The 24209-nt window shown below is 58.3% G+C and carries 26 protein-coding genes; 16 read left to right on the forward strand and 10 right to left on the reverse strand.

The genetic code is table 11. The features are described from left to right. Positions 1–16: 16 nt before the first annotated feature. The 3 genes from eno to BI344_RS00285 are packed head-to-tail and all read left to right on the forward strand — an operon-like array spanning position 17 to position 3440. Positions 17–1300 carry a phosphopyruvate hydratase gene (gene eno, locus BI344_RS00275; protein WP_071110987.1) on the forward strand — a complete coding sequence of 428 codons (1284 nt, stop codon included), beginning with the start codon at positions 17–19 and terminating at the stop codon, positions 1298–1300. A gap of 4 nt (positions 1301–1304) precedes the next feature. Beyond that, entirely contained in the window at positions 1305–1628 is a 324-nt protein-coding gene (gene ftsB, locus BI344_RS00280) for a cell division protein FtsB (protein WP_071110988.1), read from the forward strand. 42 nt (positions 1629–1670) lie between these two features. Continuing rightward, the gene (locus tag BI344_RS00285; RefSeq protein WP_071110989.1) at positions 1671–3440 is read left to right on the forward strand and encodes a GGDEF domain-containing protein; all 1770 of its coding nucleotides are present in this window, start codon (positions 1671–1673) and stop codon (positions 3438–3440) included. A 46-nt stretch (positions 3441–3486) separates the two neighbouring features. Here BI344_RS00285 and BI344_RS00290 read toward each other — a convergent pair whose 3' ends face one another. Then, positions 3487–3804, reverse strand: coding sequence for an RnfH family protein (locus tag BI344_RS00290; RefSeq protein ID WP_071110990.1), 318 nt, complete (start codon positions 3802–3804; stop codon positions 3487–3489). After that, positions 3791–4228, reverse strand: a complete 438-nt coding sequence (locus BI344_RS00295) for a type II toxin-antitoxin system RatA family toxin (RefSeq protein WP_071110991.1) — start codon at positions 4226–4228, stop codon at positions 3791–3793. The genes BI344_RS00290 and BI344_RS00295 overlap by 14 nt, the downstream gene beginning before the upstream one ends. 212 nt (positions 4229–4440) lie before the next feature. On the opposite strand from BI344_RS00295, the gene smpB reads away from it, so the two are divergent. From smpB to BI344_RS00315, 4 genes are all read left to right on the forward strand, one after another. Beyond that, positions 4441–4896 carry an SsrA-binding protein SmpB gene (gene smpB, locus BI344_RS00300; RefSeq protein ID WP_071110992.1) on the forward strand — a complete coding sequence of 152 codons (456 nt, stop codon included), beginning with the start codon at positions 4441–4443 and terminating at the stop codon, positions 4894–4896. Then, on the forward strand, positions 4893–5243 hold the full coding sequence (locus BI344_RS00305) for a hypothetical protein (protein ID WP_071110993.1): 351 nt from the start codon (positions 4893–4895) through the stop codon (positions 5241–5243). The genes smpB and BI344_RS00305 overlap by 4 nt, the downstream gene beginning before the upstream one ends. A gap of 110 nt (positions 5244–5353) precedes the next feature. Then, the gene (gene guaA, locus BI344_RS00310) at positions 5354–6937 is read left to right on the forward strand and encodes a glutamine-hydrolyzing GMP synthase (protein ID WP_095210763.1); all 1584 of its coding nucleotides are present in this window, start codon (positions 5354–5356) and stop codon (positions 6935–6937) included. 160 nt (positions 6938–7097) lie between these two features. Next, entirely contained in the window at positions 7098–8387 is a 1290-nt protein-coding gene (locus BI344_RS00315; RefSeq protein ID WP_071110995.1) for a tyrosine-type recombinase/integrase, read from the forward strand. Positions 8388–8436: 49 nt separating this feature from the next. Here the strand turns inward: BI344_RS00315 and BI344_RS23530 are convergent, their stop codons facing one another. Both BI344_RS23530 and BI344_RS22570 read right to left on the reverse strand, forming a co-directional pair. After that, positions 8437–8877, reverse strand: a complete 441-nt coding sequence (locus BI344_RS23530) for a hypothetical protein (RefSeq protein WP_139166833.1) — start codon at positions 8875–8877, stop codon at positions 8437–8439. Positions 8878–9006: 129 nt separating this feature from the next. Further along, positions 9007–9594, reverse strand: coding sequence for a DUF6641 family protein (locus tag BI344_RS22570; protein WP_206600299.1), 588 nt, complete (start codon positions 9592–9594; stop codon positions 9007–9009). A gap of 921 nt (positions 9595–10515) precedes the next feature. Here BI344_RS22570 and BI344_RS22575 point away from each other — a divergent pair. After that, positions 10516–11139, forward strand: coding sequence for a tyrosine-type recombinase/integrase (locus BI344_RS22575; protein ID WP_204378009.1), 624 nt, complete (start codon positions 10516–10518; stop codon positions 11137–11139). On the opposite strand, the gene BI344_RS22580 is transcribed toward BI344_RS22575, so the two are convergent. Both BI344_RS22580 and BI344_RS00320 read right to left on the reverse strand, forming a co-directional pair. Beyond that, positions 11136–11858, reverse strand: coding sequence for a class I SAM-dependent methyltransferase (locus BI344_RS22580; RefSeq protein WP_083338728.1), 723 nt, complete (start codon positions 11856–11858; stop codon positions 11136–11138). The genes BI344_RS22575 and BI344_RS22580 overlap by 4 nt on opposite strands. A 320-nt stretch (positions 11859–12178) precedes the next feature. Then, positions 12179–13723 (reverse strand): MFS transporter, encoded by a 1545-nt coding sequence (locus BI344_RS00320; RefSeq protein WP_206600300.1) that lies wholly within the window; start codon positions 13721–13723, stop codon positions 12179–12181. Between the two features lie 85 nt (positions 13724–13808). Between BI344_RS00320 and BI344_RS00325 the strand changes: the two genes are divergently transcribed. From BI344_RS00325 to BI344_RS00345, 5 genes are all read left to right on the forward strand, one after another. Then, positions 13809–14717, forward strand: coding sequence for a LysR family transcriptional regulator (locus BI344_RS00325; protein WP_241499221.1), 909 nt, complete (start codon positions 13809–13811; stop codon positions 14715–14717). 216 nt (positions 14718–14933) lie between these two features. Continuing rightward, on the forward strand, positions 14934–16238 hold the full coding sequence (locus BI344_RS00330) for an MFS transporter (protein WP_071110998.1): 1305 nt from the start codon (positions 14934–14936) through the stop codon (positions 16236–16238). 129 nt (positions 16239–16367) lie between these two features. Next, positions 16368–16682, forward strand: coding sequence for an ElaB/YgaM/YqjD family protein (locus BI344_RS00335; RefSeq protein ID WP_071110999.1), 315 nt, complete (start codon positions 16368–16370; stop codon positions 16680–16682). Between the two features lie 15 nt (positions 16683–16697). After that, on the forward strand, positions 16698–17087 hold the full coding sequence (locus BI344_RS00340; RefSeq protein WP_071111000.1) for a phage holin family protein: 390 nt from the start codon (positions 16698–16700) through the stop codon (positions 17085–17087). Next, positions 17084–17356: a hypothetical protein gene (locus BI344_RS00345; protein WP_071111001.1), complete on the forward strand. Its 273-nt coding sequence runs from the start codon at positions 17084–17086 to the stop codon at positions 17354–17356. Before BI344_RS00340 ends, BI344_RS00345 begins: the two co-directional genes overlap by 4 nt. 3 nt (positions 17357–17359) lie before the next feature. On the opposite strand, the gene BI344_RS00350 is transcribed toward BI344_RS00345, so the two are convergent. Beyond that, positions 17360–18166 (reverse strand): hypothetical protein, encoded by an 807-nt coding sequence (locus BI344_RS00350; protein ID WP_139166834.1) that lies wholly within the window; start codon positions 18164–18166, stop codon positions 17360–17362. A 354-nt stretch (positions 18167–18520) separates the two neighbouring features. Between BI344_RS00350 and tadA the strand changes: the two genes are divergently transcribed. Genes tadA through BI344_RS00365 form a run of 3 tightly spaced genes read left to right on the forward strand, consistent with a single transcriptional unit; the run spans position 18521 to position 20292 of the window. Continuing rightward, positions 18521–19252, forward strand: coding sequence for a tRNA adenosine(34) deaminase TadA (tadA, locus tag BI344_RS00355; RefSeq protein ID WP_071111003.1), 732 nt, complete (start codon positions 18521–18523; stop codon positions 19250–19252). Continuing rightward, positions 19253–19879, forward strand: coding sequence for a L,D-transpeptidase (locus BI344_RS00360; protein ID WP_071111004.1), 627 nt, complete (start codon positions 19253–19255; stop codon positions 19877–19879). It begins immediately after the preceding gene. Further along, positions 19879–20292 (forward strand): DUF2721 domain-containing protein, encoded by a 414-nt coding sequence (locus BI344_RS00365; RefSeq protein ID WP_071111005.1) that lies wholly within the window; start codon positions 19879–19881, stop codon positions 20290–20292. The genes BI344_RS00360 and BI344_RS00365 overlap by 1 nt, the downstream gene beginning before the upstream one ends. A 1-nt stretch (position 20293) precedes the next feature. On the opposite strand, the gene BI344_RS00370 is transcribed toward BI344_RS00365, so the two are convergent. From BI344_RS00370 to BI344_RS00380, 3 genes are all read right to left on the reverse strand, one after another. Then, positions 20294–21076: a class I SAM-dependent methyltransferase gene (locus BI344_RS00370; RefSeq protein ID WP_083338727.1), complete on the reverse strand. Its 783-nt coding sequence runs from the start codon at positions 21074–21076 to the stop codon at positions 20294–20296. 591 nt (positions 21077–21667) lie between these two features. Continuing rightward, entirely contained in the window at positions 21668–23194 is a 1527-nt protein-coding gene (locus tag BI344_RS00375; protein WP_071111007.1) for a fumarate hydratase, read from the reverse strand. A 256-nt stretch (positions 23195–23450) separates the two neighbouring features. Continuing rightward, positions 23451–24179, reverse strand: coding sequence for an MgtC/SapB family protein (locus BI344_RS00380; RefSeq protein WP_071111008.1), 729 nt, complete (start codon positions 24177–24179; stop codon positions 23451–23453). Positions 24180–24209: the final 30 nt, after the last annotated feature.

A 24209-nucleotide genomic window follows, 5' to 3' on the forward strand; every position in this document is an offset into this window, starting at 1 on the left:
TATGAAGGGAAAGACAATGAGTTCGATCGTTGACGTGGTAGCTCGTGAGATTCTGGATTCGCGCGGCAATCCGACGGTGGAAGCCGACGTGTTGCTGGAATCCGGTGTAATGGGCCGCGCCGCGGTGCCGTCCGGCGCCTCCACCGGCACGCGCGAAGCCCTGGAATTGCGCGATGGCGACAAGAGCCGCTATCTGGGCAAGGGCGTGCTCAAGGCCGTCGACAATATCAACACCGAAATCTGCGAAGCCATCCTCGGCCTGGATGCTTCCGACCAGACCTTCATCGACAAGACCCTGATCGAACTCGATGGCACCGAGACCAAGTCCCGCCTCGGCGCCAACGCCATTCTGGCGGTCTCGATGGCCGTGGCCCGCGCCGCCGCCGAAGACGCCGGCCTGCCGCTGTACCGCTACCTGGGCGGCGCCGGCCCGATGGCGCTGCCGGTGCCGATGATGAACGTCATCAACGGCGGCGAACACGCGAACAACACCCTGGACATCCAGGAATTCATGATCATCCCGGTTGGCGCGCAAACCTTCCGCGAAGCGCTGCGCTGCGGCGCCGAGATCTTCCACAGCCTGAAAAAGATCTGCGACAAGAAGGGCTATGCCACCACCGTCGGCGACGAAGGCGGCTTCGCGCCCAACCTGGAAAGCCATGAAGACGCGATCAAGCTGATCCTTGAGGCGGTAGACGCCGCCGGCTATGTGGCCGGCCAGGACGTGCTGATCGCTCTGGACTGCGCCGCCTCCGAATTCTTCCGCGACGGCAAGTACCACCTGACCGCAGAAAAATTGTCGCTGAGCTCGGAAGAGTTCGCCGACTACCTGGAAAACCTGGCCGACAAGTACCCGATCATCTCGATCGAGGACGGCATGGCCGAGCAGGACTGGGCCGGCTGGAACCTGCTGACCGAACGCTTGGGCCAAAAAGTGCAAATCGTTGGCGACGACGTATTCGTCACCAATCCCAAGATTCTGGCCGACGGCATCGCCAAGGGCGTGGCCAATTCGCTGCTGGTGAAGGTCAACCAGATCGGCACGCTGTCGGAAACCCTGAAAGCAGTTGATCTGGCCAAGCGTTCCCGCTATACCTGCGTTATGAGTCATCGCTCGGGCGAGACCGAGGACAGTACCATCGCCGATCTGGCAGTCGCCACCAACTGCATGCAGATCAAGACCGGCTCCCTGTCGCGTTCCGACCGCATGGCCAAGTACAACCAACTGCTGCGCATCGAGGAAGAGCTGGGCGACGCCGCCTACTACCCGGGCCGCGCAGCGTTTTACCATCTGAAGTGATTGCATGCGCTGGCTGACCGTGACCCTGGTAACCGTGATCCTTGCCTTGCAATGGCCGCTGTGGTTCGGCAAAGGCAGTTGGCTCAGGGTCTGGCAGCTGGACAAGCAGCTGCAGGAACAGCGGGCGACCACCCAAAAGCTGGTTGCCCGCAACGCCGCCCTGGACGCCGAAGTCCGCGACCTAAAGCAAGGCAGCGACGCGATAGAGGAAAGAGCTCGTAACGAACTTGGCATGATTCGCAATGGCGAGGTATTTTTCCAGTTACTGGATGCAAGCAAAAATACCCCGCTGGCGGGCCACCCGACAACGGACACTCACTCCCACTGACAACTCATGATGGCAGGCCTTAAAAGCACCAAGGTTTGGGCAATGACGACACAAAACCCTATCGAAGTTGCACGCGAAACCCTGAAGCAGTTGTCATTGCGGAAGCTGCTGCCGACGCCGGAGAACTTCGAGCGGGTTTACCACGAGTTGACGCAAACCCCGATGGTGCGCGACAACAAACTGGCCGTTCTGTTGTTGCGGGCATTGGAAACCTTGCCCCAGGACAACGTCCAGGCCAAGGTGACCCTGTCGCGCCTGCGGCAGGCGTTTGAGGAAAACCGCTGGGAGCAGGCGCCGCAACTGGTCATCGACTTCCTGCGCAGCACTTTTGCCACCCAGCAGTTGTCGCAGAGCTGGGGCCTGCTGATCCAAAGCCTGATGCGCAGCTGGGACACGCGCCAGCCCGACCTGCCTCAGCATCATAAGCAAAGCGCGCTCGAGCGCGTTCTGATCAATTACGGCAATCAGCCGGAAGAACTCAATCAGAAACTGGCGGCACTGCTGCAGAACTGGAACGCCTCCCCCTCGGCCAGGGAAACCGTGCCGACGCCGGAGGATGCCGACGCAGGCGAAGAGCCCGCCGCTTCCAGCAGCTGGCTGTCCTGGCAGCGCACACTGGCCTTCGCGCTCAAGCACGGCCTGGAGCCGCGCCTGGCCAGCTATCCCGACCTGGTGGATAGCCTGGGCAGCCTGCTCAAAGAGCTGGACGCGATCGCCGACGACGCCAGCCTGAACGCCTTCATGCCCAAGCTCAGGGCCTTCATGATCAAGCTGGAGCTGCAATCGCAGCAGGAGGGCCGCCTCACCTCGGGACTCACCAGCCTGCTGCGCCTGATGCTGGACAATGTGGCGGAACTGAACCGCTCGGACGAATATCTGCTGGGCCAGGTGAGCTCGCTGCAGGAAATGCTCACCCACGAGCCGTTGTCCATGCAGCAGATCTACCAGCTGGAAACCAGCCTGAAGGAAGTGATACGCAAGCAGGGCATGCTGAAAAGCTCGCTGGACGAGGCCGCCAGCTCCTTGCGCGCGCTGCTTGACCGCTTCGTCACCCGGCTGGCCCTGATGACCGACAGCACCGACGATTTCCACGCCAAGATCCAGAGCCACAGCGAGAAGCTGAAGCAGACGCAGAATGTCGACGATCTGGGCGGCATCATCAGCGCGCTGATGGAAGACACATCGGTGATGCAGCTGGACCTCACCCGCTCGCGCGACGAGCTGATTTCCGCCAAGGAGCAGGTGGAAGCGGCCGAATACCGCATCCAGGAACTGGAAACCGCGCTGGAAACCGCCAGCGCCAAGGTCAAGGAAGACCAGTTGACCGGCGCCTACAACCGCCGCGGCCTGGCAGAATACTTCCAACGCGAGATCGGCCGCGCCGAACGCACCGCCGCGCCGTTGTCGGTGGCGCTGATAGACGTGGACAATTTCAAGCAGCTGAACGACCGCTACGGCCATCTGGCCGGCGACGACGCGCTCAAATATCTGGTGGACGTGATCAAGCACAGCCTGCGCCCGGCCGACATCGTCGCCCGCTTCGGCGGCGAGGAGTTCGTGATCCTGATGCCGGATACGCCCGAGAACGAAGCGATCCTGACAGTGCAGAGGCTGCAGCGCGAATTGACCAAAACCTTCTTCCTGGCCAACAACGACAAGCTGCTGATCACCTTCAGCGCCGGTGTCGCCCGCTGGCATCTGGGCGAGCAGGAGGCCGACGTGCTGGAGCGCGCCGACCATGCGATGTACCAGGCCAAGATCAACGGCAAGAACCGGGTCTGTTCGGCCGAGGAAGCCCTGAGCCAGGACTGAATGGATGGACCGGTTGTGAGGGATGGCCTCCGGCCATCTTTTGGTTTCAGGCGGCTCCGCCGCCTTTTTTCATGCGCATGCCGGCTTCGGCACGCCGCCTTCGCACTTCCTTCGGATCGGCCAGCAGCGGGCGGTAGATTTCCACCCGATCATGCTGCCTCAATTCGGCCTCCGGCTTGACCGCCTTGCCGAAAATCCCCAGCCTCAACGCCTCCGCGTCGAGTTCCGGGCATTGCGCCAGAATGCCCGATCGCGCCACCGCCTGCGCCACCGTCGCGCCCGCCGGCAGGCTGACGGCGATCAGCCATTGCCGGTCCGGCCGCGCGTAAGCCACTTCGACATCCAGCATTTCAGTCGCTGCCATATTTCCTGTCCGCCTCCTTGATGAAAGCGTCCACCAGCGAGCCGGAAATGTGGCCGAACACCGGGCCGATCAACTTTTCCAGGATGCGGCTGGAAAACTGGTAGCGCAGGCTGAACTCTATCCGGCAGCCAAAGTCGCCCAGCGGCTTGAAATGCCAGCGCCCCTCCAACAATTCAAACGGCCCCTCCACCAGCTCCATCATGATGGACTCGTCCTTGACGTTGCGGTTGCGGGTGGTGAAATGCTGGCGCACTTTCAAATAATCGATATGCAGGCTGGCCACCACCTGCTCTTCATCGCGCGACAATACCTCCGCCTTGCCGCACCATGGCAGAAAGCGGCTGTAATGATCCACATCGTCCACCAGCGCGTACATCTGCGCCGGGGTATGCGCCACCAGGACGCTCTTTTCGACAAGCTGCATCGGCAAAAACCCGGCGCCGCCGGGGTCTCGAAGCTGAACAATCAAGCGGTGATTTTAGCAAAAACCACCCGTTGCTGTCCTGCCGCCGCCAGCCGCCCCCCCTCAGACCGTCAGCGGCGAAAATATCTCCACATCAAGCCACTGAATTTGCGTGACTTTGGTTGGCCGGCGGCTTCTGGTACAATGCCGGATTCTAAGGAACTCACCATCACATGAGCATCATCCAGAACCGCAAGGCTTTCCACGACTACTTCATCGAGGAAGAACTCGAGGCCGGGCTCGTGCTGGAAGGGTGGGAGGTCAAGGCCATCCGCGCCGGCCGCGTCCAGCTGAAGGAAAGCTACGTCGACTGGAAGAACGGCGCCTTCTGGCTGATCGGCTGCCACATCACCCCTCTGCAATCCGCCTCCACCCATGTCAAGCCCGACCCGGTGCGCCCGCGCAAACTGCTGCTGTCGCAAGAGCAAATCAACCGCTTCATCGGCAAGGTGGAACGCGCCGGCTACACCATGATGGCGCTGGACCTCCACTACTCCAAGGGCAACGTCAAGGCCAACGTCGGCCTGGCCAAGGGCAAGAAGCTGCATGACAAGCGCGACACCGAGAAAGACCGCGAATGGCAGCGCGAGAAGCAGCGCGTGATGAAGAATCATCGGGGCGCGGCATGAAGCGCGGCGCCGCCCTCCCCATCGTCCTGATCTGCCTGGGTTGCGTCTGGTTGCTGAAAAGCACCGCCCTGCTGCCCAGCACCGCCACCCTGCTCGCCCTGCTGCTGTTCGCGGCGGGCGTGTTGCTATTGGCGCTGGACGGATTCAACAAATCCACTCTGGTGACCAGCCCAATGCTGGCCTACACCGGCGCCGCCATCTACGCGATAGACCAGTTGGGCCTGCGCGCCAGCCATTTCGCGGCGCTGGGCATGGTGCTGATGGGCGTGCTGATGCTGGTGGCGCGCAGCGACAGCATACCGGAACGCCGCGAACCGCCGCGCCGGCTGCCGCCGCGGGACGACTGATCCAGGCCGGCGCGCGGCGATGGAAGACATCGCCCGCCAATAGTCTGAAACACAAATATTTTTTCAAGCATTGACGATAATGGCCTTAACGGCCTGCATTACTTTCAAGGATAGGCATGGACAAGATCCTCATTCTCGATTTCGGCTCGCAAGTCACCCAGCTGATCGCCCGCCGCGTACGCGAAGCTCACGTCTACTGTGAGCTTCACTCTTTCGACATGCCGATCGAAGAGATCCAGGCCTTCGCGCCCAAGGCCATCATCCTGTCCGGCGGTCCCAATTCGGTATACGAGTCCGATTACCAGGCCGATCCCAAGCTGTTCGAGCTGGGCATCCCGGTGCTGGGCATCTGCTACGGCATGCAGTTCATGGCGCAAACCATGGGCGGCAAGGTGGAAGGCGGCGACAAGCGCGAGTTCGGCTACGCCCAGATCAAGGCGCGCCACCATTCCAAGCTGCTGGAAGGCCTGCAGGACCAGATCGACGACGCCGGCAACGGCTTCCTGGACGTTTGGATGAGCCACGGCGACAAGGTCACCCAGTTGCCGGCCGGCTTCCACGTCATCGCCGAAACCCCGTCCTGCCCGATCGCGGCGATGGCCGACGAGGCCCGCGGCTTCTACGGCGTGCAGTTCCACCCGGAAGTGACGCACACCAAGCGCGGCACCGAGATGCTCCACCGCTTCGTGCTGCATGTGGCCGGCTGCAAGCCCAGCTGGACCATGCCCAACTACATCGATGAAGCGGTGAAGAAGATCCGCGACCAGGTGGGCGATGAGGAAGTGATTCTCGGCCTGTCCGGCGGCGTGGACTCCTCTGTCGCCGCCGCGCTGATCCACCGCGCCATCGGCAACCAGCTGACCTGCGTCTTCGTCGACCACGGCCTGTTGCGCCTGAACGAAGGCAAGATGGTGATGGAAATGTTCGCCCAGAACCTGGGCGTCAAGGTGATTCAAGTCAACGCCGAAGCCGACTTCATGGCCAAGCTGGCCGGCGAAGCCGACCCGGAGAAGAAACGCAAGATCATCGGCGCCGAGTTCGTCGAAGTGTTCCAGCGCGAATCCGGCAAACTGACCAACGCCAAGTGGCTGGCCCAGGGCACCATCTATCCGGACGTGATCGAATCGGCCGGCGCCAAGACCAAGAAGGCCCACACCATCAAGAGCCACCACAATGTGGGCGGCCTGCCGGAAGACATGGACCTGAAGCTGCTGGAGCCGCTGCGCGAACTGTTCAAGGACGAAGTGCGCCAGCTGGGCGTGGCGCTCGGCCTGCCGCACGACATGGTCTACCGCCACCCGTTCCCGGGCCCGGGCCTGGGCGTGCGCATCCTCGGCGAAGTGAAACAGGAATACGCCGACCTGCTGCGCCAGGCCGACGCCATCTTCATCGAAGAGCTGCGCAACACCGTGGACGAAAAAACCGGCAAGAACTGGTACGAACTGACCAGTCAGGCATTCGCGGTGTTCCTGCCGGTGAAGTCGGTCGGCGTGATGGGCGACGGCCGCACCTACGACTACGTCGTCGCACTGCGCGCCGTGGTCACCAGCGACTTCATGACCGCGCACTGGGCCGAACTGCCCTACGCGCTGCTGGGCCGCGCTTCCAACCGCATCATCAACGAAGTACGCGGCATCAACCGCGTGGTCTACGATGTGAGCGGCAAGCCGCCGGCTACCATCGAGTGGGAGTAGAAATACCGTCGTAAGCTGTTGATTTATATATGTTTTGTAGTTACACAAAACAGACACACGCCCAACTAAGTTGTTGATTTAGTTGGGCGTTGGCATTAAAGTTACACGTAAAGCTACAAAACGCTGTAGCCGTTCAAAAACGTAGTAACCCAACGCACATATGCCGCTAAAAAAACAAACGTTTAATGCTGACGAAATAGAGATATACGACGAGGCTGTTGTGTATAAGCGCGGCGAGTATTGGCAAATGCGTATGTGGTTAGGAAAGGAAAAGAAATACGCACGTTTTAGCTTACGCACACGCAATAGAGATACAGCAATAGATAAAGCGAAAAAATACTATCACGAGCTAATGGCACAGCAGTTAGCGGGTAAAACGTATTTCTCCAAAACAACAAAGCAAGGTGTTGAAGAATATTTGAAGCAACGTGCGCTTGACGTTGAAGCGGAGCTAATAGTGAAAGGACGTTATGGCACTATTAAAACGCATTTGGAACATTGGCTTGATTTTATTGGACGAGACACAAAGCTGAAAGAGCTTGAACGCACTGATTGCGAGAACTACTTACATTCGCGCACTAAAACAAAAAAGAAAATCAATGTCAGTCAAACAACGGTAGCGAATGAACAAAGTTCAATAAACGCAATGATGGCTTGGCTGTATAAGCGTAATGAAACATACATTGAAGCGTTTGATTTTAAGCCGTTAAAACGTATTGACAGATGTGACGAAGCACTAAGGCGCAGCACATTTGAAGACGACGAAATAGTTAGGATTAAAACAGAGCTTGAAACATACATTGCTGACGCAAAGAAAAACATAAAAGAAGAAGGCAACTTAGCGAAAGCAATAACGGGCTACTATTTGCTCATATCCATTATTACTGGCTTACGCAGAGGCGAGCAGATACAGCTAAAGTGGAGCGGCATTAAATGGCTTGAAAAGAATGTAAAAGGACAAACATCGGACGATACATATAACTTAGTCAAAATAACGGTGCGAGCAGAAACAACGAAGGTTAGGAAAACACGACACTTCGTTGTTAAAGATTCGGAATATTTTGACGAGTTATTTAAGTTGCTACAGCCGCGCTATGTAAAAGCAAACAAAGACAACAAAAAAGCAAAAGCATTTGGTGACACATTTGTTTTTAGCGCAAACGGAACTTCAATGCTAACGCCCCGTGCTATTGGCTATCACTTTGACAAAATAGTAGAGTTGGCTGAGATTAAAGATACAGACACACGTGACTTAGTGCCATACAGCTTTCGCCATTACTTTATTACGGACAGAGTAAACAGAGGCGCAACGCCAACGCAAGTGGCTGAGACGTGCGGCACGAGCACGGCGCAGATTGAAAAAACTTACATCCATACAAGCGAAGCGAAAATGATTACCAATGCGCTGCCGCAGTTTGAATATAGAGACGGCTTGCTTATTCCAAAGTAGTCGTAACCATTTTAGCTATGTCTGTCGTCCGTGTGTTTAAGATTTTTATTTACACACGTTTATTGGGTAAAACACGCTTCTTTTGCGCCGATAACGCATTTTGTTGTGGCAATGTTTGCTGACTTTGTGGGTAGGTGGGGTTAGCAGTTGTGGCTACATTGCTGGTTGGGTTGGTTGGGTTTATGTAGGGGGTGGCACTTTTTGTTGGTAAGGCTTTGGGTGGGTATGGTGTTACGTGCTGTGGGTTGGGTTGAACGTTACTGGGGGTGGCAGTTTTTTGTATAGGTTGTTGCTGAGGGTTGGCATTGGGCTTATTGGGTGCTGCTAACTTAGGTGATGGCTTTGGTATTTTTAGTATGGGTGCTGGCGCAGAGGCAATACGTTTACCAACACGTTTGCTGCGTTTAGCTTTTTTCTGCTGCTGTGCTGCGGCTTTCTGTTTAGCTTGTTCGTGTTGTTGCGTCTGTATAGCAGTCCAAACTGCTATCATTTACCAGCTTCCATAACACTAGTTGTGCTTCTGCGTCAGCTATTTCAAATATTCTCATACATTAGTCCCTATGTTGCTAATGTATTTATTGAACAGAAAGAGTGACAGCAGAAGCGACGAGCTTGGATGTTATTTGGTAAAGCCAGAACGCAGCTGATTGCTTGCTGCGTCAATCGCAGCGTCTAACTCTTCAGCAGTTACCGCAGCACATATTGTCTCAAACGTTGTGACAAGTTCTTTCGCTGTGGCTACTTCAATCGCTGTTTTGCCTTTAGCCAACTCCAAAATACGTGCGCCGTAACGCACATTGACGCAGAGCTTGCCGTTTTCAGTAACAAACGCCCAACTTTTAAGACGCTTTGGCAGAGCGACTTGCTTGCGAATACCAGTTTCAGTGTCAGTCACGCTTCGTAGTTTTGTTGGCAAATATGCTGTGCCATTTTGTTCCGCTTTCGCCAGTTTTATTTGTTCGCGCAAACGCATAACGAGCCTATTGCGACGTTGAACAACAGCAGAGATTTGAGTGGGCTTTTTAGCAGCAGTGAGTTTTAAGTTTGCCAGTGTCATTTTCAGTCCTTTCAGTTTTTCAGTTGTGTGCGTAAGCGATTTATGACGCAGCGCAACACTAACAATATGCTCGTAAAGCGTTGCTGGACAAGGCTTTAAGGCTGTATGAACAGATAAGGTAAAAATATTTAACTTTTTCTGTTCAAACATAAATAAGGGTATGAATAATGAAAAGCAAAACACTAACAAAACGGCATATGTGGCAGCGCAAGCAGACTATTTGGAACGATTAGCGCAGCATTGTGACTACGCACTGACTTTACAAACCAGCTTACCAACTTACGCTATCAGCGCGACAACTATGGAATAGCGTTTAGACGCAACACGAAGTAGCTTGTGTCAGTTTCGTCTTCGTCTAAATCGCTTGCTAACTGGTAATGGCTGGCTACGCAATGACAAATATGTGCCCGTGTTTGTTGCTGCGATTGAAGGCACGCGAAACACATACGATAGAATAGAACACTACACATACACATACACATACACATACACATAGCGTTAGGTAACTTGCCGAATGCTGCTACACACGATTTATTAGAAGACGGCATTAGGCAGTTATGGGCAGCAACAGCAGTAGCACAACAGACATAAAGTTAGATAAGCTAACAAAAGGCACTGAACAACGTTGGAATGAATATATTAGTAAAGACGCACATATAGGCAACTAGGAAGTTATTGACTACAGCAACACACAAGCACCAAAGCACATACTGGCAGCGATTTAATCTACAACACATAGGCACGGCTTGGCGTTTGACGCAGCGCTGGCGACAAACAAAAACTGATTGGACAACATAAACGACTTTGCTGACACTGGATGAAGTGTTAGTTGTATTGGTATTGTCTAAGTCTTTCAAACACACAATACAGACTATTGAATGCTAACAATAAGTGAGACTGGCAATGGCAATGTAGGTTTGCTATACAAAGTAGCAAAAAAATGGGGTATAGGTAAAAATCACCAGCACAAAAGAAAATGGGTATGTGCTGAAAATAGCAGCGCAAAAAATACACAAAGCAAACTAACAAAATCAACGTGGTTTGTGCTGGCAAAAAGAGGTAGGAAAAACTTTGAACAGAAAACACAATATATGTAGCAAAACAGCACCAAAGCGAAAGGGCTACAAAATGGCACAGGCAGCAACACTGACACAGCAGCAGCTACAACGTGTTTTAGATTACTTGCGAACACGCAGACACTCCAAGCGTAACAGAGCGATTATTTTACTGACGTATTACGCAATGTTGCGTGTTGGCGAAGTTGCCGCTTTGCGTTATTGCGACGTTGTTGACGCAGACGGAGAGATTAAAGCGGAGACAACGATTAGTGCGGCACAAACGAAGGGCAACAAAGCACGTAAGGTTTGGTTTGCTGAAAAGATACGTGTTGAACTTGCTGCTTATCTGTCAGCGCACAAACCAAAGCAACTTACACAGCCATTGTTTTATACGCAGCGCAGTGACGGATTTACAGCTAACACGTTGACGCACATTGTGAATGGCATTTACAAAGTCGCAGGCATTAGTGGCGCAACGTCGCATAGTGGAAGACGCACTGGACTTACAAACTTAGCGGAACGTGGAGTGGGTGTGAGAACGCTTATGGCATTGGCTGGACACAGCAATATGGCGACTACACAACGCTATATTGACTTGCGCCCAGCTGTTATTAAAGCTGCTATTGAGTTGGTTTAGTCTGAACGACGAGAAATAAAAATAACCGAAACAGAAAATGTCTTTGGTAGCCAGCGGAAAGGGCTGGAAAGCGTTTGAGTTATCTTCCTATTGTGCCTAATAGTCTGCGCAAGCCAGCGCCAATCAAAACCTTTGTGCCCAGTTCCGTGCGTTTCTACTTTGTCGAGTTGATAAAGTCCAGCGTATAAAGTTTCGCTCCACTTATACTCCGTGTGTCGCATATAGCCCATTAGTAAGCTCCCGACATTTTTAATCCATACTATCGGGCCCACTTCGTTTGGAACGGAGCAAACAAAGTATTTTGGATTTGCGGCGGCGATATGCTCGATTAGGCGAACGACGATATTTTCTGGAATATGCTCTAACGTTTCGAGAGACATTAAAAAATCAACGTTTTCAAGCTCTGTATAGTGGTTCTCAATGCTGTCGTTGATTATTCGAAAGTTAGATTTTGAACCGTATCTCGATTTGGCTGTTTCAGCAAACGTCTGATCAAGTTCAATGCCAACATAACTTATGTTGTATCGTTCGTTCAATAAGCCAAACGTTTTTGCGTGTGCGCAGCCTATATCGACAACCTTTAGTTGCTTGTCTGGATTTTCATTTCTTAGCTGGTCAAAAAGTTCAATCAGATATTTGTACCTAATGCTATGTAGCCAACTTACAAGCGGATTGAAGTTTTGGTTCTTTTCGTAGCAAGTTTGTGTTTCGTGCGTCATGCGTCATGTTATTTGTTGTGTGGCGACGCTTCATTTTACTCGTGCTTCGTAGCAGCTCAAAGTGTTTTCTGTTTCTGCCGCGCAACGTGTAACCATAAGCGTGTAAAATCTAACAAACACAACAACCAACGTAAAAAAGAGTGCTTAAATACACAATGGTAAAGTTGCGCAAAAGTTACACAACGGACTTACGGTGCGCTGTAACCCCTATAAATGCTACGTTTTCAACCAACGTTACTATTGAGTGGGAATGAGCCTGACTCTGGCCATCCCCGCGCAAAACGCCCCGATTCGAACGGGGCGTTTTTTATTGCCCCTCGCTAGACGCGACTCTCGGTTTCGCTTCGCAGAAAAACCAGCACCATCCCCGCCGACAGCAGCGTCAGCGCAATCAGCAGATAAAGCAACTGCTGGAAAGCCAGTCCATAGGTCTCTGCCAGCCGCGCAGGATTCACCATGGGCAACAGGGCATGAGCCTGGGTCAGATTCCCCGAGGCCAGGCGCTGCACGACAGCGGCCGAGGTTCTTAGCCCGGCATCCGCCAAACCCTTCCCGGTAAACAAGGCCATCAGCGCGCCGGCCATCGCCAGCGCGATGCCTTCGCCGGCCACCCGGGTGGTGCTGAAGATGCCGCTGGCCATGCCGGCGCGCTCCTTGGGCACCACGCTCACCGACAAGCCGTCCATCAAGCCCCAGGGCAGGCCGCTGCCACAGCCTATCAGCAGCAGCGCCAGCAACATGGCGGGCGAGCCTGCCCGCGCCTGACTCAAGCCAAGCAGTCCGATCGCCGCCAGCAGCAGGCCCATGGCGGAAATGAAGCCGGCGGAGCGCCAGCGCGTCAGCGATACCGCCAGAGACGGCACCACCAGCATCGGCGCAGACAAGGCCAACATCCATAAGCCCGCCCCCACCTCTCCCACTCCCTCGATGCCGATGAAGCGTAGCGGCAGCAGCACCAATAGCGCCACATAACAATAGCTGGTGGCAATCGGCAAGCACTGCACGCCGACAAAGCGCGGGTAGCGAAACAGAGACAGATCCAACATCGGACGCGCCACGCGCCGCTCTATCCAGACAAAAGCCAGCAATAGCGCCAGAGATCCAAGCAACAGCATGCGTACAAGCAAGCTATGCCACCCCAGTTGCGGCCCCTGCAGCAAGGCCGTAGTGAACAGCGCCAGCATAGCCGTAAAGCTGCAGGCTCCCGGCCAGTCCAGCCCCGCCGCATTCGGATCACGCGACTCGTGCATGCGCGGCAATCCCAGCAGCAGGGCCAGCAAGCCCATGGCCGCGCCACAGGCGAATATGGCCCGCCAGCTCAAGCACTGGATCAAGTAGCCGGACAATAGCGGGCCAAAGGCCAGCCCCAGGCCAAAAGTCGTACCCAGCAGGCTGAACGCGCGCCCTCTAGCCTCTCCTTCATATTCCTGCGCCAGCGCGGCCGAGCCGCCAGCCATCGCCGCCGCGGCCGCCAGCCCCTGCGCCGCGCGCAGCGCGTTCAGCCACCATATGTCCGGCGCCAGGCAGATGGCTAGCGAGACCAGCCCGAATAGCGCGATGCCGATGCCGAACAGCCGCTTGCGGCCAAACTGGTCAGCCAGCGCGCCCGCCGCCATCAGGCAGCTGCCAAAACTCAGCATGAAGGCGCTGGTCACCCAGCCTAGCGCCTGCGGGCTGCCGCCCAACTCGCGCCCCACGGCCGGCGTGGCCACCGCGCCGCCGACAAAACTCCACGGCAACGCCAGCGCAGCCAAGCATACCGCCGCCAATACCGACCATCGCCCGCCTCCTCCACCTCTTGGCTCCATTTTCCCTCTTCCTCCGTCCAGCGCGCCCAGGCTGAGCCAGGCGCTGGTTGCAATCAAGAAAATGATAAGCCGGGCAATTACTTCAATAAATGGGCACAATGTCATCTTATTCATGACTTAATATCGGCAAATGGTGCTTACCATGAATGGCATGGACAGTTTGAGCGGCCTGTTGGCCTTTGTCCGCGCGGCGGAGCTGGGCAGTTTCGTCGCCGCGGGCGATCGTCTGGGCATTTCAGCCTCCGCGGTCAGCAAAAGCATCAGCCGCCTGGAAGACAAGCTGGCGGCGCGGCTGTTTCACCGCAGCACCCGCCGCATCAGTCTGACGCAGGAAGGTCTCCTGCTATTTGAACGCTGCCGCCGCATCATGGCGGAGCTGGAAGAGGCTTCGGCCGAACTGGCGCAGAATGCCGCTGCGCCTCGCGGTCGGCTGAAAGCCAGCTTGCCCTTGATCGGCCACCGCATGCTGTCGCCCCTGCTGCCGGAATTCCACGCCCGCTACCCGGAGATCGAACTGGAGCTGGACTTCAGCGACCGCATGGTGGATCTGGTGGCAGAGGGATTCGATGTTGCGGTGCGTAGCGGCGAACTGAGCGACTCGAGGCTTCAGGCCAGGCTGCTGGGACCATTTCGTTTCATGCTGGTCGGCTCGCCCGGCTATTTCCACCGCCGCGGCCTGCCCCTGCATCCTGGAGATTTGCTTGACCATGCCTGCCTGCGCTACCGGTTTCCGTACAACGGCCAACTGCAGCTCTGGGCCTTGCGTCATATTGGCGATGTGGCAACGCCGCAACTGAGCCATTTCCTGACTTGCAACAGCATAGAAGCGCTGGTCGCCGCAGCCGCCGACGGCTTGGGCATTGCCTGGCTGCCCGACTTCGCGGTTGGCCGCGAACTGGCGGATGGCCGGTTGCTGCCCGTGCTGGAGAATTACGCCGCCGAACCGGGAAAGTTCTCCGCCGTCTGGCCCTCTAGCCGCCACCAGCCACCCAAATTGCGGGTATTCATCGACTTTCTGGCCGAGCGGCTTCTATCGCCAGCAAAACCGTGATCGCACTTCCCGCGCAGAGAAATGCAATAGGAATATCATTATTCCCGCAGAATGCCGCTCACGCGCTAAACTGGCCGCCATGCAGGCCCTCTGCAGCCGCTTCTACGCACCGCCGCCACATGGCTCAGGCATGCGCGCCGGCAAAGCTGAGCGGACCCATCATTACTACTCAGAGCCGAACCGCATGCCGGCGGCCCAAGCACTTCGTGATTGCACATGACTGACTCCCACTCCGCAACGCTTTCCCGCGCCGACTACCAGACTCTGGGCCTGGCGGCGCTGGGCGGCGCGCTGGAAATCTACGATTTCATCATCTTCGCCTTCTTCGCCACCACGCTGAGCAAGCTATTCTTCCCGCCGCACATGCCGGAATGGCTGCGCCTGCTGCAGACCTTCGGCATCTTCGCCACCGGCTACCTGGCCCGGCCGCTGGGCGGCATCCTGATGGCCCACTTCGCCGATGTGCTCGGCCGCAAGCGCATCTTCAGCCTGACCATCCTGCTGATGGCCGGCCCCTGCCTGCTGATAGGCCTGCTCCCCACCTATGCCGACATCGGCTACGCCGCCGCGCTGATCCTGCTGGCGCTGCGCATTTTGCAGGGGGCGGCGGTAGGGGGCGAGGTGCCCAGCGCCTGGTCCTTCGTCGCCGAGCATGCGCCGCTTAAGCGCCGCGGCTATGCGCTGGGTGTGCTGCAAGCCGGGCTGACCTTCGGCTACCTGCTGGGCGCGCTCACCGCTACCCTGCTGGCGCGCGTTTTCACCCCGCAGGAAATGTTGGACTATGGCTGGCGCATTCCCTTCCTGCTGGGCGGGCCGTTCGGCCTGCTGGGCGTATGGCTGCGCCGCTGGCTCAACGAGACCCCCATCTTTCTGGCGATGCGCAGCCGCCAGGCCGAACAGGTTTCCTATCCCTTGTTGACGGTGATCCGGGAACACCGCGCCACCTTGCTGCCGGCGGCCCTGCTCACTTGCGTGCTCACCTCCGCGGTGGTGGTGCTGGTCGTGGTGACCCCCACACTGCTGCAACAACGCTTTGGCATGAGCGCCGATCACGCCTTCGGCCTGAGCAGCATAGGCATCGTCTTCCTCAACATCGGCTGCGTCATCGCCGGCCACGCCTGCGACCGCATCGGCCAGCGCCGCAGCCTGGCGTTGTACAGCCTGCTGCTGCCACTGGGGATCGGCCTGCTGTACGCCTGCCTGATCGGCGGCTGGGGCTGGCCGGGACTTGCCTACGCGGTAGCCGGCCTGTGTTGCGGCATCGTCGGCGTGGTGCCCTCCATCATGGTCGGCATGTTCCCGGCCAGAGTGCGCGTTTCCGGCATCTCCTTCACCTACAACATCGCCTACTCGATCTGGGCCAGCGTCACCCCGCTGCTGCTGATCGCCGCCATGCCGTGGAGCCCGTGGATCTGTGTGTTCTACTGCGCGCTGATGGCCGTTGTCGGCCTGTTCTGCGCTCGCCGCGCCCAGGCTGGCAAAACGCCGGCCCTGGATGAGGCGCTGTATCAGCAAGGCTGAAACCTGGGCTGGCGCGGTTTGACGGCGCCGCGCCAGCCTGTTAGCTTGAACCTTGCCGGCCGAGTTGCTACGCTGCGCAAACCCGCGCCGTCCCGATTCTTCCTTATTTTCATTCGCCAGGAGCTTGCTATGTCTACTGCCGCAATTGCCAAGGAAAAAGAACAGTTACTGGATGACGTGCGCCAGGTGCTGGCCAGCACGGAGGAGTTGCTGAATGCCACCATCGACGATGGCAGCCAGCAAAGCAAGGAATTGCGCAAACGGCTGGCCGACAAGCTGACCGTGGCCAAGGCCAAGCTGGTGGAGGCCGAGCAAGTGGTGGTCGGCAAAGCCAAGGAGGCGGTCAAGGCAACCGATCAGTACGTGCATGAAAATCCGTGGAAGTCGATCAGCATCGCTGCCGGCGTCGGCTTCCTGCTGGGCATGCTGGTTTCCCGCCGCTGAGTCCGCGCCCCGCCCATGTCTGAAAAACAGCACTCTCACCACCCCGGCAGCCTGAGCTCATTTGCCGATGGGGTGGTTTCGCTGCTACTGACCCGTGCCGAGCTGTTGACGCTGGAAGCCCAGGAATTGAAGGACGAAATCCTGGCCAACCTGTTCAGCGGCATGCTGGCGTTGATTTTGCTGGCCATAGGCCTGCTGGCCACCCTGTTCTTGCTGTGGATACTGACTCCTGTCGCATTCAAGGCATGGGCAATGGCCAGCATGGCGCTGCTGTTCATAGGCGGCAGCCTGCTGCTGCTGTGGCAATTGCGCCGCCGCCTGCTCCGCCAGGGTCCAGCCTTCGCCCTCACCATACAGGAGCTGCGCAAGGATTGGGGCGCCATGTCCGGACAGGAGCCCAAATGAGTCCGCAAGACCGCGCACTGAGGAAACAACTGCTGCTGATGAAGGGAGAGGCGCTGCGCCTCAAGCTCAGACTGGAGAAGGAGAGGCTGTGCCAGCCATGGCAGGCTGCGGGAGCCAGCGTTGGTCTCTTGGCTGAAAACCGGCAGTTGCAACGCTGGCTTTCATTGCTGGAGGACTGGATACCTTCGGCCAGGCTGCGCCGGCTGCTGAAAGCCGGCGGCAGCGGTTGGCTGTTATGGCGGCTGGCCCGGCGCTGGCTGCGGCGCTGAGCCTCAGGCGCTGGTCGCCCCCAGCGACGACATGCTCCCCTGATCGATGTTGATCCGCAGGTCGTCGAAGCCGGCATCGTCGGGCTGGCCGGCCAGCAATTGATCGACTCCATGCAACGCCTTGTCCGTCTTGTCCAGGTTCTCCGACAGCTCCCGGTCGCTGCCGCGCATCTGCCTCGTCTGCTGCTTCAACCAACTCTGAATCGCTTTCAGCGTCTGCAGCATCTGCATGACGTCAGGATCGGCGCTTGCGCCATTCCCCGCTTTCGCGGAGCCAGACGACGCGGCAACCTGGCTGCCGCTCGCATCTTTCCCGCCTGAGCCAGCCTCGCCCCCCGCGTCCGCGCTGGTCCCGCCGCCGGCTGAAGCGGCAACCGTGGCGCTGGCGCTGGCACTGGCACTGGCACTGGCACTGGCACTGGCAGCAGCCTCGGCCTCGGGGTCTGCCGGCGCATCGTTTTCGGCATCCCCGCCATCGGCGGAGCCATCCGCTCCGGCAGCAAGCGCGCCCTGCCCGCCGGAAGCGGCAGCGGAGGCATCCGCACTGGCCGGCGCGGCGATATTCGCCGATATCTGCGTATCGTCGCCTCCGCCCTGCGCATCGCCAACCAGTTGCTTCAACTCGCGCGCCACCTGGGCCAACTGGGCCGCCAGCGCCTTGAGGCTGCCCTTGTCGTGGCCGGCGGTACGCATCATCCACTGCAGCATTTCCACCTTTTTCTTCAACATTTCCTTCATGAAGGGGTCCACCTGCCCCTTGGGCTTTGACGACGCCGGCCAGAACACCTTGCTGCGATTGGCTATCGCCAACAGGCTTTGCTCCAGCCCCCGGAACGCGCCCCCAGCGGATGGGGCAGCGGCATTGCCGGCCATAGAGTCCAGAGGGTTCGAAGGTGGAATAGATGCAGGCTTGGATGCGGACTGCGCCGCCTGCCTGACGGCAATGGGCGACAGCCCGGCGGTTGCTGACGATATCACGGACATGGCATGCTTCTTTTTTAGTGTTTATGCTTTTCATATCGGCCACAAGCGCCGATGCTTGAGCGGAAGCCGCCCATCCAATCCGCGCTGGCAAGCGGCGGCGTTTCGGTGTACCTTGCCGCGTCGGCTGCAAAACCTCGCGCCAGCAGCTAGCGTTAAACCACATCCCGATAGCCCATTGCCGTGACACTCAGCTCCCCGCCGCTTCCTCCCGCCGCCATAGGCTGGCTTGCCAGCCTGAACATCCGCACCCGCCCGCAATTGCAGCAGCGCGGCGCCGTCACGGCCTTTCTGCAACTGAAGGCCGCCGGCCACACCGTCACCCGCCGCCTGCTGTTCGCGCTGGAAGCCGCCGCCCGTGGCATACATTGGCAGCAATTGAACGACGGAGACCGGGCAGCCCTGTTGCAGCAGTTGGCCAGCCATCCTCCGGTAGCGCTGCCGCCGGATGAGGCCAGCCGCCGCGGCTTCATGCTGCAGGCGCTGCAATTGGCGGAACTGGCCGCCGTCGAGGGGGAAGTGCCGGTAGGCGCAGTGGTGGTGAAAAATGGGATGGTGGTAGGCCGCGGCTATAATCAACCGATAGGCCTGCACGACCCTTCCGCTCATGCCGAGATGCTGGCGCTGCGCGACGCCGCGCGGCATCTGGGCAATTACCGGCTGGATGGCTGCGACCTGTACGTGACGCTGGAACCCTGCCCGATGTGCAGCGGCGCTATCCTGCACGCCCGCATAGCCCGCGTGCTGTACGGCGCGCGCGATGCCAAGACCGGCGCGGCTGGCAGCACCGTCGATTTGTTCGCCAATGCGCAGTTGAACCACCATGCGGCGGTTTTCGGCGGCATCGAGGCCGAACGCTGCGCGGAACAACTATCCGCTTTCTTCCAGCTTCGCCGACAAAACAAGGAGGATTGAATGCGCGTCCCTGCCGCTATCCTGCTATGCGGCTTCTCCCTGGCCTGCCAGGCGAACGACAGTCCGGCCGCCATGCTGCTGCAGGCGCAAACCGACGCGCCGCTGCGGGAAACCCACGCCAATCCGCGCCATTACGGCGCGCCCTGGATCTGGGTGGGAGTGAAGTCGCAAAGCCTGCGGCTGTTCGATGGCTGGGGTCTACAGCAGAAGCGATATCTGGTGTCCACGGCGAAGAACGGCGTGGGCGAAAGCAGCGGCAGCTACCAGACGCCGCGCGGCTGGCACACCGTCTGCCAGCGCATAGGCGACGGCGCGGCGGAAAACACCATCATCTTCCGCCGCCAGATCACGCCATGGAAATACACGCCGGAGCTGCACGCGCAATATCCGAACAAGGACTGGATCCTTACCCGCATCCTGTGGCTGTGCGGCCAGGAGCCGGGATTGAATCAGGGCGGTGATGTCGACAGCTATGATCGCGCCATCTACATCCACGGCGCCGGTGATCATGTACCATGGGGAACACCCAGTTCGCTGGGCTGCATCCGCATGAAGAACCACGATGTGATTGAACTGTTCGACGCCACCCGCACTGGCGTCGACGTATGGATAGACGAGAACTCCTGATGCATTCCGCACTGACCCTGAGCACCCCGGCGCTGCTGTTTCCCGCCATCTCCCTGCTATTGCTGGCCTACACCAACCGCTTCCTCGGCCTGGCCGGCATCATCCGCAATCTGTACGAAGAATACCGCGACAGCCAGGACCCGAAAATCCTGCGCCAGATCGGCAATCTGCGCACCCGCATCACGCTGATAAAATGGATGCAGTTTCTCGGCATCGCCAGCCTGTTCTTGTGCACGGTGGCGATGTTTCAGGTTTACACCGGCTGGCAGGCGTGGGGAGAAATCACTTTCGGCGCAAGCCTGCTGAGCATGATAGGCTCGCTGGCGGTGTCGCTGCTGGAACTGGTGCGCTCGTCGGACGCGCTCAACATCCTGCTGTCCGACCTGCAGGCCGAATACGAGCGCCGGCGTTGACTCAACCGTAAACGGAAAAATCCCGTGGCATATCCTTGCGCGCCACCATCAGGTGCAGCGGCAGTTCCACCCGCCGCGTCTGGCTGGGCAAGCCCCAGGCGCGCGCAATGCGCAGACAGGCGTCGTCCAGGATATTCTCCCCCAGTGCCTGCTTGCACAGCTTGCTGGCGGAAGTGGTGTTGAGAAAACCCAGAAAGTGCTCCAGCGTCCAATCATTGCTGATGGTGAAACAGGGCGCCTTGAGCAGCGGCAATGGACAGCCGCTGCTGCGGAAGTCATCCCACAGCAGCTGGCAGCGGCTGGACCAGAACGGTTCGATGATGGACCACAACACGCTGCAGGCGCGGTCTATTTCCGGCGTCACCACGCAATGGTGATAACCCCAGGCGGCAAAAATCCCGCCCGGCTTCAAGACCCGCTGCACCTCTGGCCAGAACGAAGGGTGGTGGAACCAGTGCAAGGCCTGCGACACGCAGACCAGATCGAAACAATCATCGTCGAACGGCGTCACCTCCGCCGGGCACTCGCGGTAATACACCTGGGTATGCGGTTCGGCAACCGACAATTGGGTAGAGCTGATATCGGTGGCATCGACGCGGGCAAAGCTCTCGCCCAGCCGGACCGCGGTCTGGCCGCTGCCGGTAGCGCAATCCCACGCCCGCTGGTAACCGGGACACAACGGCAGCAGCCAACCGTACAACTCTTCCGGGTAGGAAGGACGATAACGCGCGTACAGATCGGCGTACAGGCTGAAGGTTGCTACGGAACCGGGGGCCATATTCATTACTCGCTAGGTAGAACCACTGAAACAATGCCGAAAACATTTTCAGTATTTATGCTGTAACCACGGCATTTGCAAGCCCAACCGCGTTTTTTCTTTCATATTCTCTCACTAGTGCCGCCACTCTACAACAACAGCAGGACACTCTCAATCGATTTCACACGACGACAATATCAATTAAAAATCAATGGTTTAAAGAAAACGCTCATCCACAACACCGCGACACCGATGCGGTGCCCGCAGTGGGTGGGGCAAATGCTGCCGTTACCATCTCTATGGTATTAAAATAATAAAATAACTTAATAATTGAATATTAAATTTATTTGCCATAAAAATACTGCTTGATTGCAGGCCATGCTAGCCTGAAAACAGTGGCAATCCGCGCCAGGAAGTTCAGCAATGGCAGCGGGACAACCTAGGCTCCGCCATTTATCACCATAAAAACCGCCCTGCAGAATATCTCCTCAGCCGGGATCTCTTAGGCAGCACAAGCTGTCAGGCGTCGCGCCCCGCCGCCGAAACAGAATAAAAAATGCCGTCCACTGGATACAAGCGAACGGCATTGCCGACATCGAGCCTATGAACTCGCGGATATCAACCGATACTCACCGGAATCTTGCCTATCTTCACCCGCCACTCCGCCGGGCCGGTGTTGTGCACCGAGGTGCCACAGGAATCCACCGCCACCGTCACCGGCATGTCCTTGACCTCGAACTCGTAGATCGCCTCCATGCCGAGATCGGCGAAGCCCACCACGCGGGACGCCTTGATCGCCTTGGACACCAGATAAGCCGAACCGCCGACCGCCATCAGGTACACCGCCTTGTTGTCCTTGATCGCCTCGATCGCCGCCGGGCCGCGCTCGGCCTTGCCTATCATGCCCAGAAGACCGGTCTGCTCCAGCATCTGGCGGGTGAACTTGTCCATCCGGGTGGCGGTGGTGGGGCCGGCCGGGCCGACCACTTCGTCGCGCACCGGATCCACCGGGCCGACGTAATAGATGAAGCGGTTGGTGAAGTCCACCGGCAGCTTCTCGCCCTTGTTCAGCAGGTCAATCATGCGCTTGTGGGCGGCGTCGCGGCCGGTAAGTATCTTGCCGTTGAGCAGCAGCACGTCACCCGGCTGCCAGCTGGCCACTTCTTCGCGGGTGATGTTGTCGAGGTTCACCCGCTTGCCGTTGGAAGGGTCGTAGGTGATGTCCGGCCAGTCTTCCAGCTTAGGCGGCTCCAAATACGCCGGGCCGTTGCCGTCCAGATGGAAATGGATGTGGCGGGTGGCCGCGCAGTTGGGGATCATCGCCACCGGCAAGGACGCCGCGTGGGTCGGATAATCCAGGATCTTGACGTCCAGCACGGTGGTCAGGCCGCCGAGGCCCTGCGCGCCTATGCCCAGCGCATTGACCTTCTCGAACAGCTCCAGACGCAGTTGCTCGACGCGGGACAATTCCGCGCCGCCAGCCGCCTTGGCCTTCAGTTCGTGGATGTCGACGTGGTCCATCAGCGACTCTTTCGCCAGCAGCATCGCCTTTTCCGGCGTGCCGCCTATGCCCAGGCCGAGAATGCCCGGCGGACACCAGCCCGCGCCCATGGTCGGCAGCGTCTTCAACACCCAATCGACGATGGAGTCGGATGGATTGAGCATCACCATCTTGGACTTGTTCTCCGAGCCGCCGCCCTTGGCCGCGCAGATCACGTCCAGCTGGTCGCCTTCGACGATCTCGAAGTGGACCACCGCCGGGGTGTTGTCCTTGGAGTTCTGGCGCTTGCCGGCCGGGTCCAGCAGCACCGAGGCGCGCAGCTTGTTGTCCGGATGGTTGTAGGCGCGGCGCACGCCTTCGTTGACCATCTCCTGCACGCTGAGGGTGGCGTCCCATTGCACTTGCATGCCCACCTTGAGGAATACCACGGCGATGCCGGTATCCTGGCAAATGGGACGCTGCCCTTCGGCGCACATGCGGCTGTTGACCAGGATCTGCGCCATCGCGTCCTTGGCGGCGACGCTTTCCTCGTTCAGGTAGGCCTGGTACAGCGCGTCGATATAGTCTTTCGGGTGATAACAGCTGATGTACTGGAAAGCATCGGCGATGCTCTGAATGAAGTCGTCCTGCCGGATGATGGTCATAAGGCTGTCTCGAGAAACCGGGCGCCGATGCGGCCGCCCGTGGATTACCCCGCCGCACCGGCGCCCCCGCAATTCCGGCGCCGCGCGACAACTAAAAACCTGTCTGAATTGTATCACTGTCCGTCACCAACTTTGATCCCGGACAAGGCATGCGGACGATCTCATCGCCAACCATCCTGCGCCGCGCCCGCCCGCAACAAAAACAGCCGCCGGACGGAAGTCGCGGCGGCTGCGGCCTTGCGCAAAAAGCAGCGTATTACTCGCTGGTGCTGGTATTCCAATACGCCTGGCTGATGTAGGGATGGGCGGCCAGCGCGGCGGCGATGCGGTCCAGTTCATCGGAATCCACCGATGTCGCCAGCAGGGTGGCAGTCATCTCCACCTCGTCGTCGCTGAACGACTCCACATCCAGATCGCCCACCGGGTAGTTGGCCTGCTCCAACAGCTCGCCCACCTGCGCCAACGCCCGCTTCTGCTCGTCGCGGCTGGCGATCACGCACAGCTGATAAGTGACTTCGCTGGTCTCGTCGTCGATCGGGCGGCGATTGATGGAGTTCACCACCGGCCGCAGCAGCGTGTTCACCGCCAGCACGAACAGCGTGGTGAGAAAAGCCTGGCCCAGCATGCCGGCGCCGGCGCAAGCGCCGGTGGCCGCCGAGCCCCACAGCGTGGCGGCGGTATTCAGGCCGCGCACGTTCAGGCCTTCCTTCATGATGGTGCCCGCGCCGAGAAAACCGACGCCGGACACCACATAGGCCACCACTCTGGCCGCGCTGCCGGTGCCATCCAGTTGCAAGGCCATATTGACAAAGGCCGCCGCGCTCACCGCCACCAGCGCGTTGGTGCGCAAGCCGGCGGTACGTTGCCGGTATTGCCGCTCCAGGCCGATCACCGTGCCGGAGATGAAAGCCGTCGCCAGACAGACCAAGGTATGCAACATGCCGAACAGGTCGATATCGAACAGATTATGCAGGTTGTAATGCATGCGTCCTCCTGCTTGTTGAGTGTTGATATA

Origin of the sequence: Chromobacterium sphagni (assembly GCF_001855555.1) — a bacterium.
In the GTDB taxonomy this organism is placed as follows: domain Bacteria; phylum Pseudomonadota; class Gammaproteobacteria; order Burkholderiales; family Chromobacteriaceae; genus Chromobacterium; species Chromobacterium sphagni.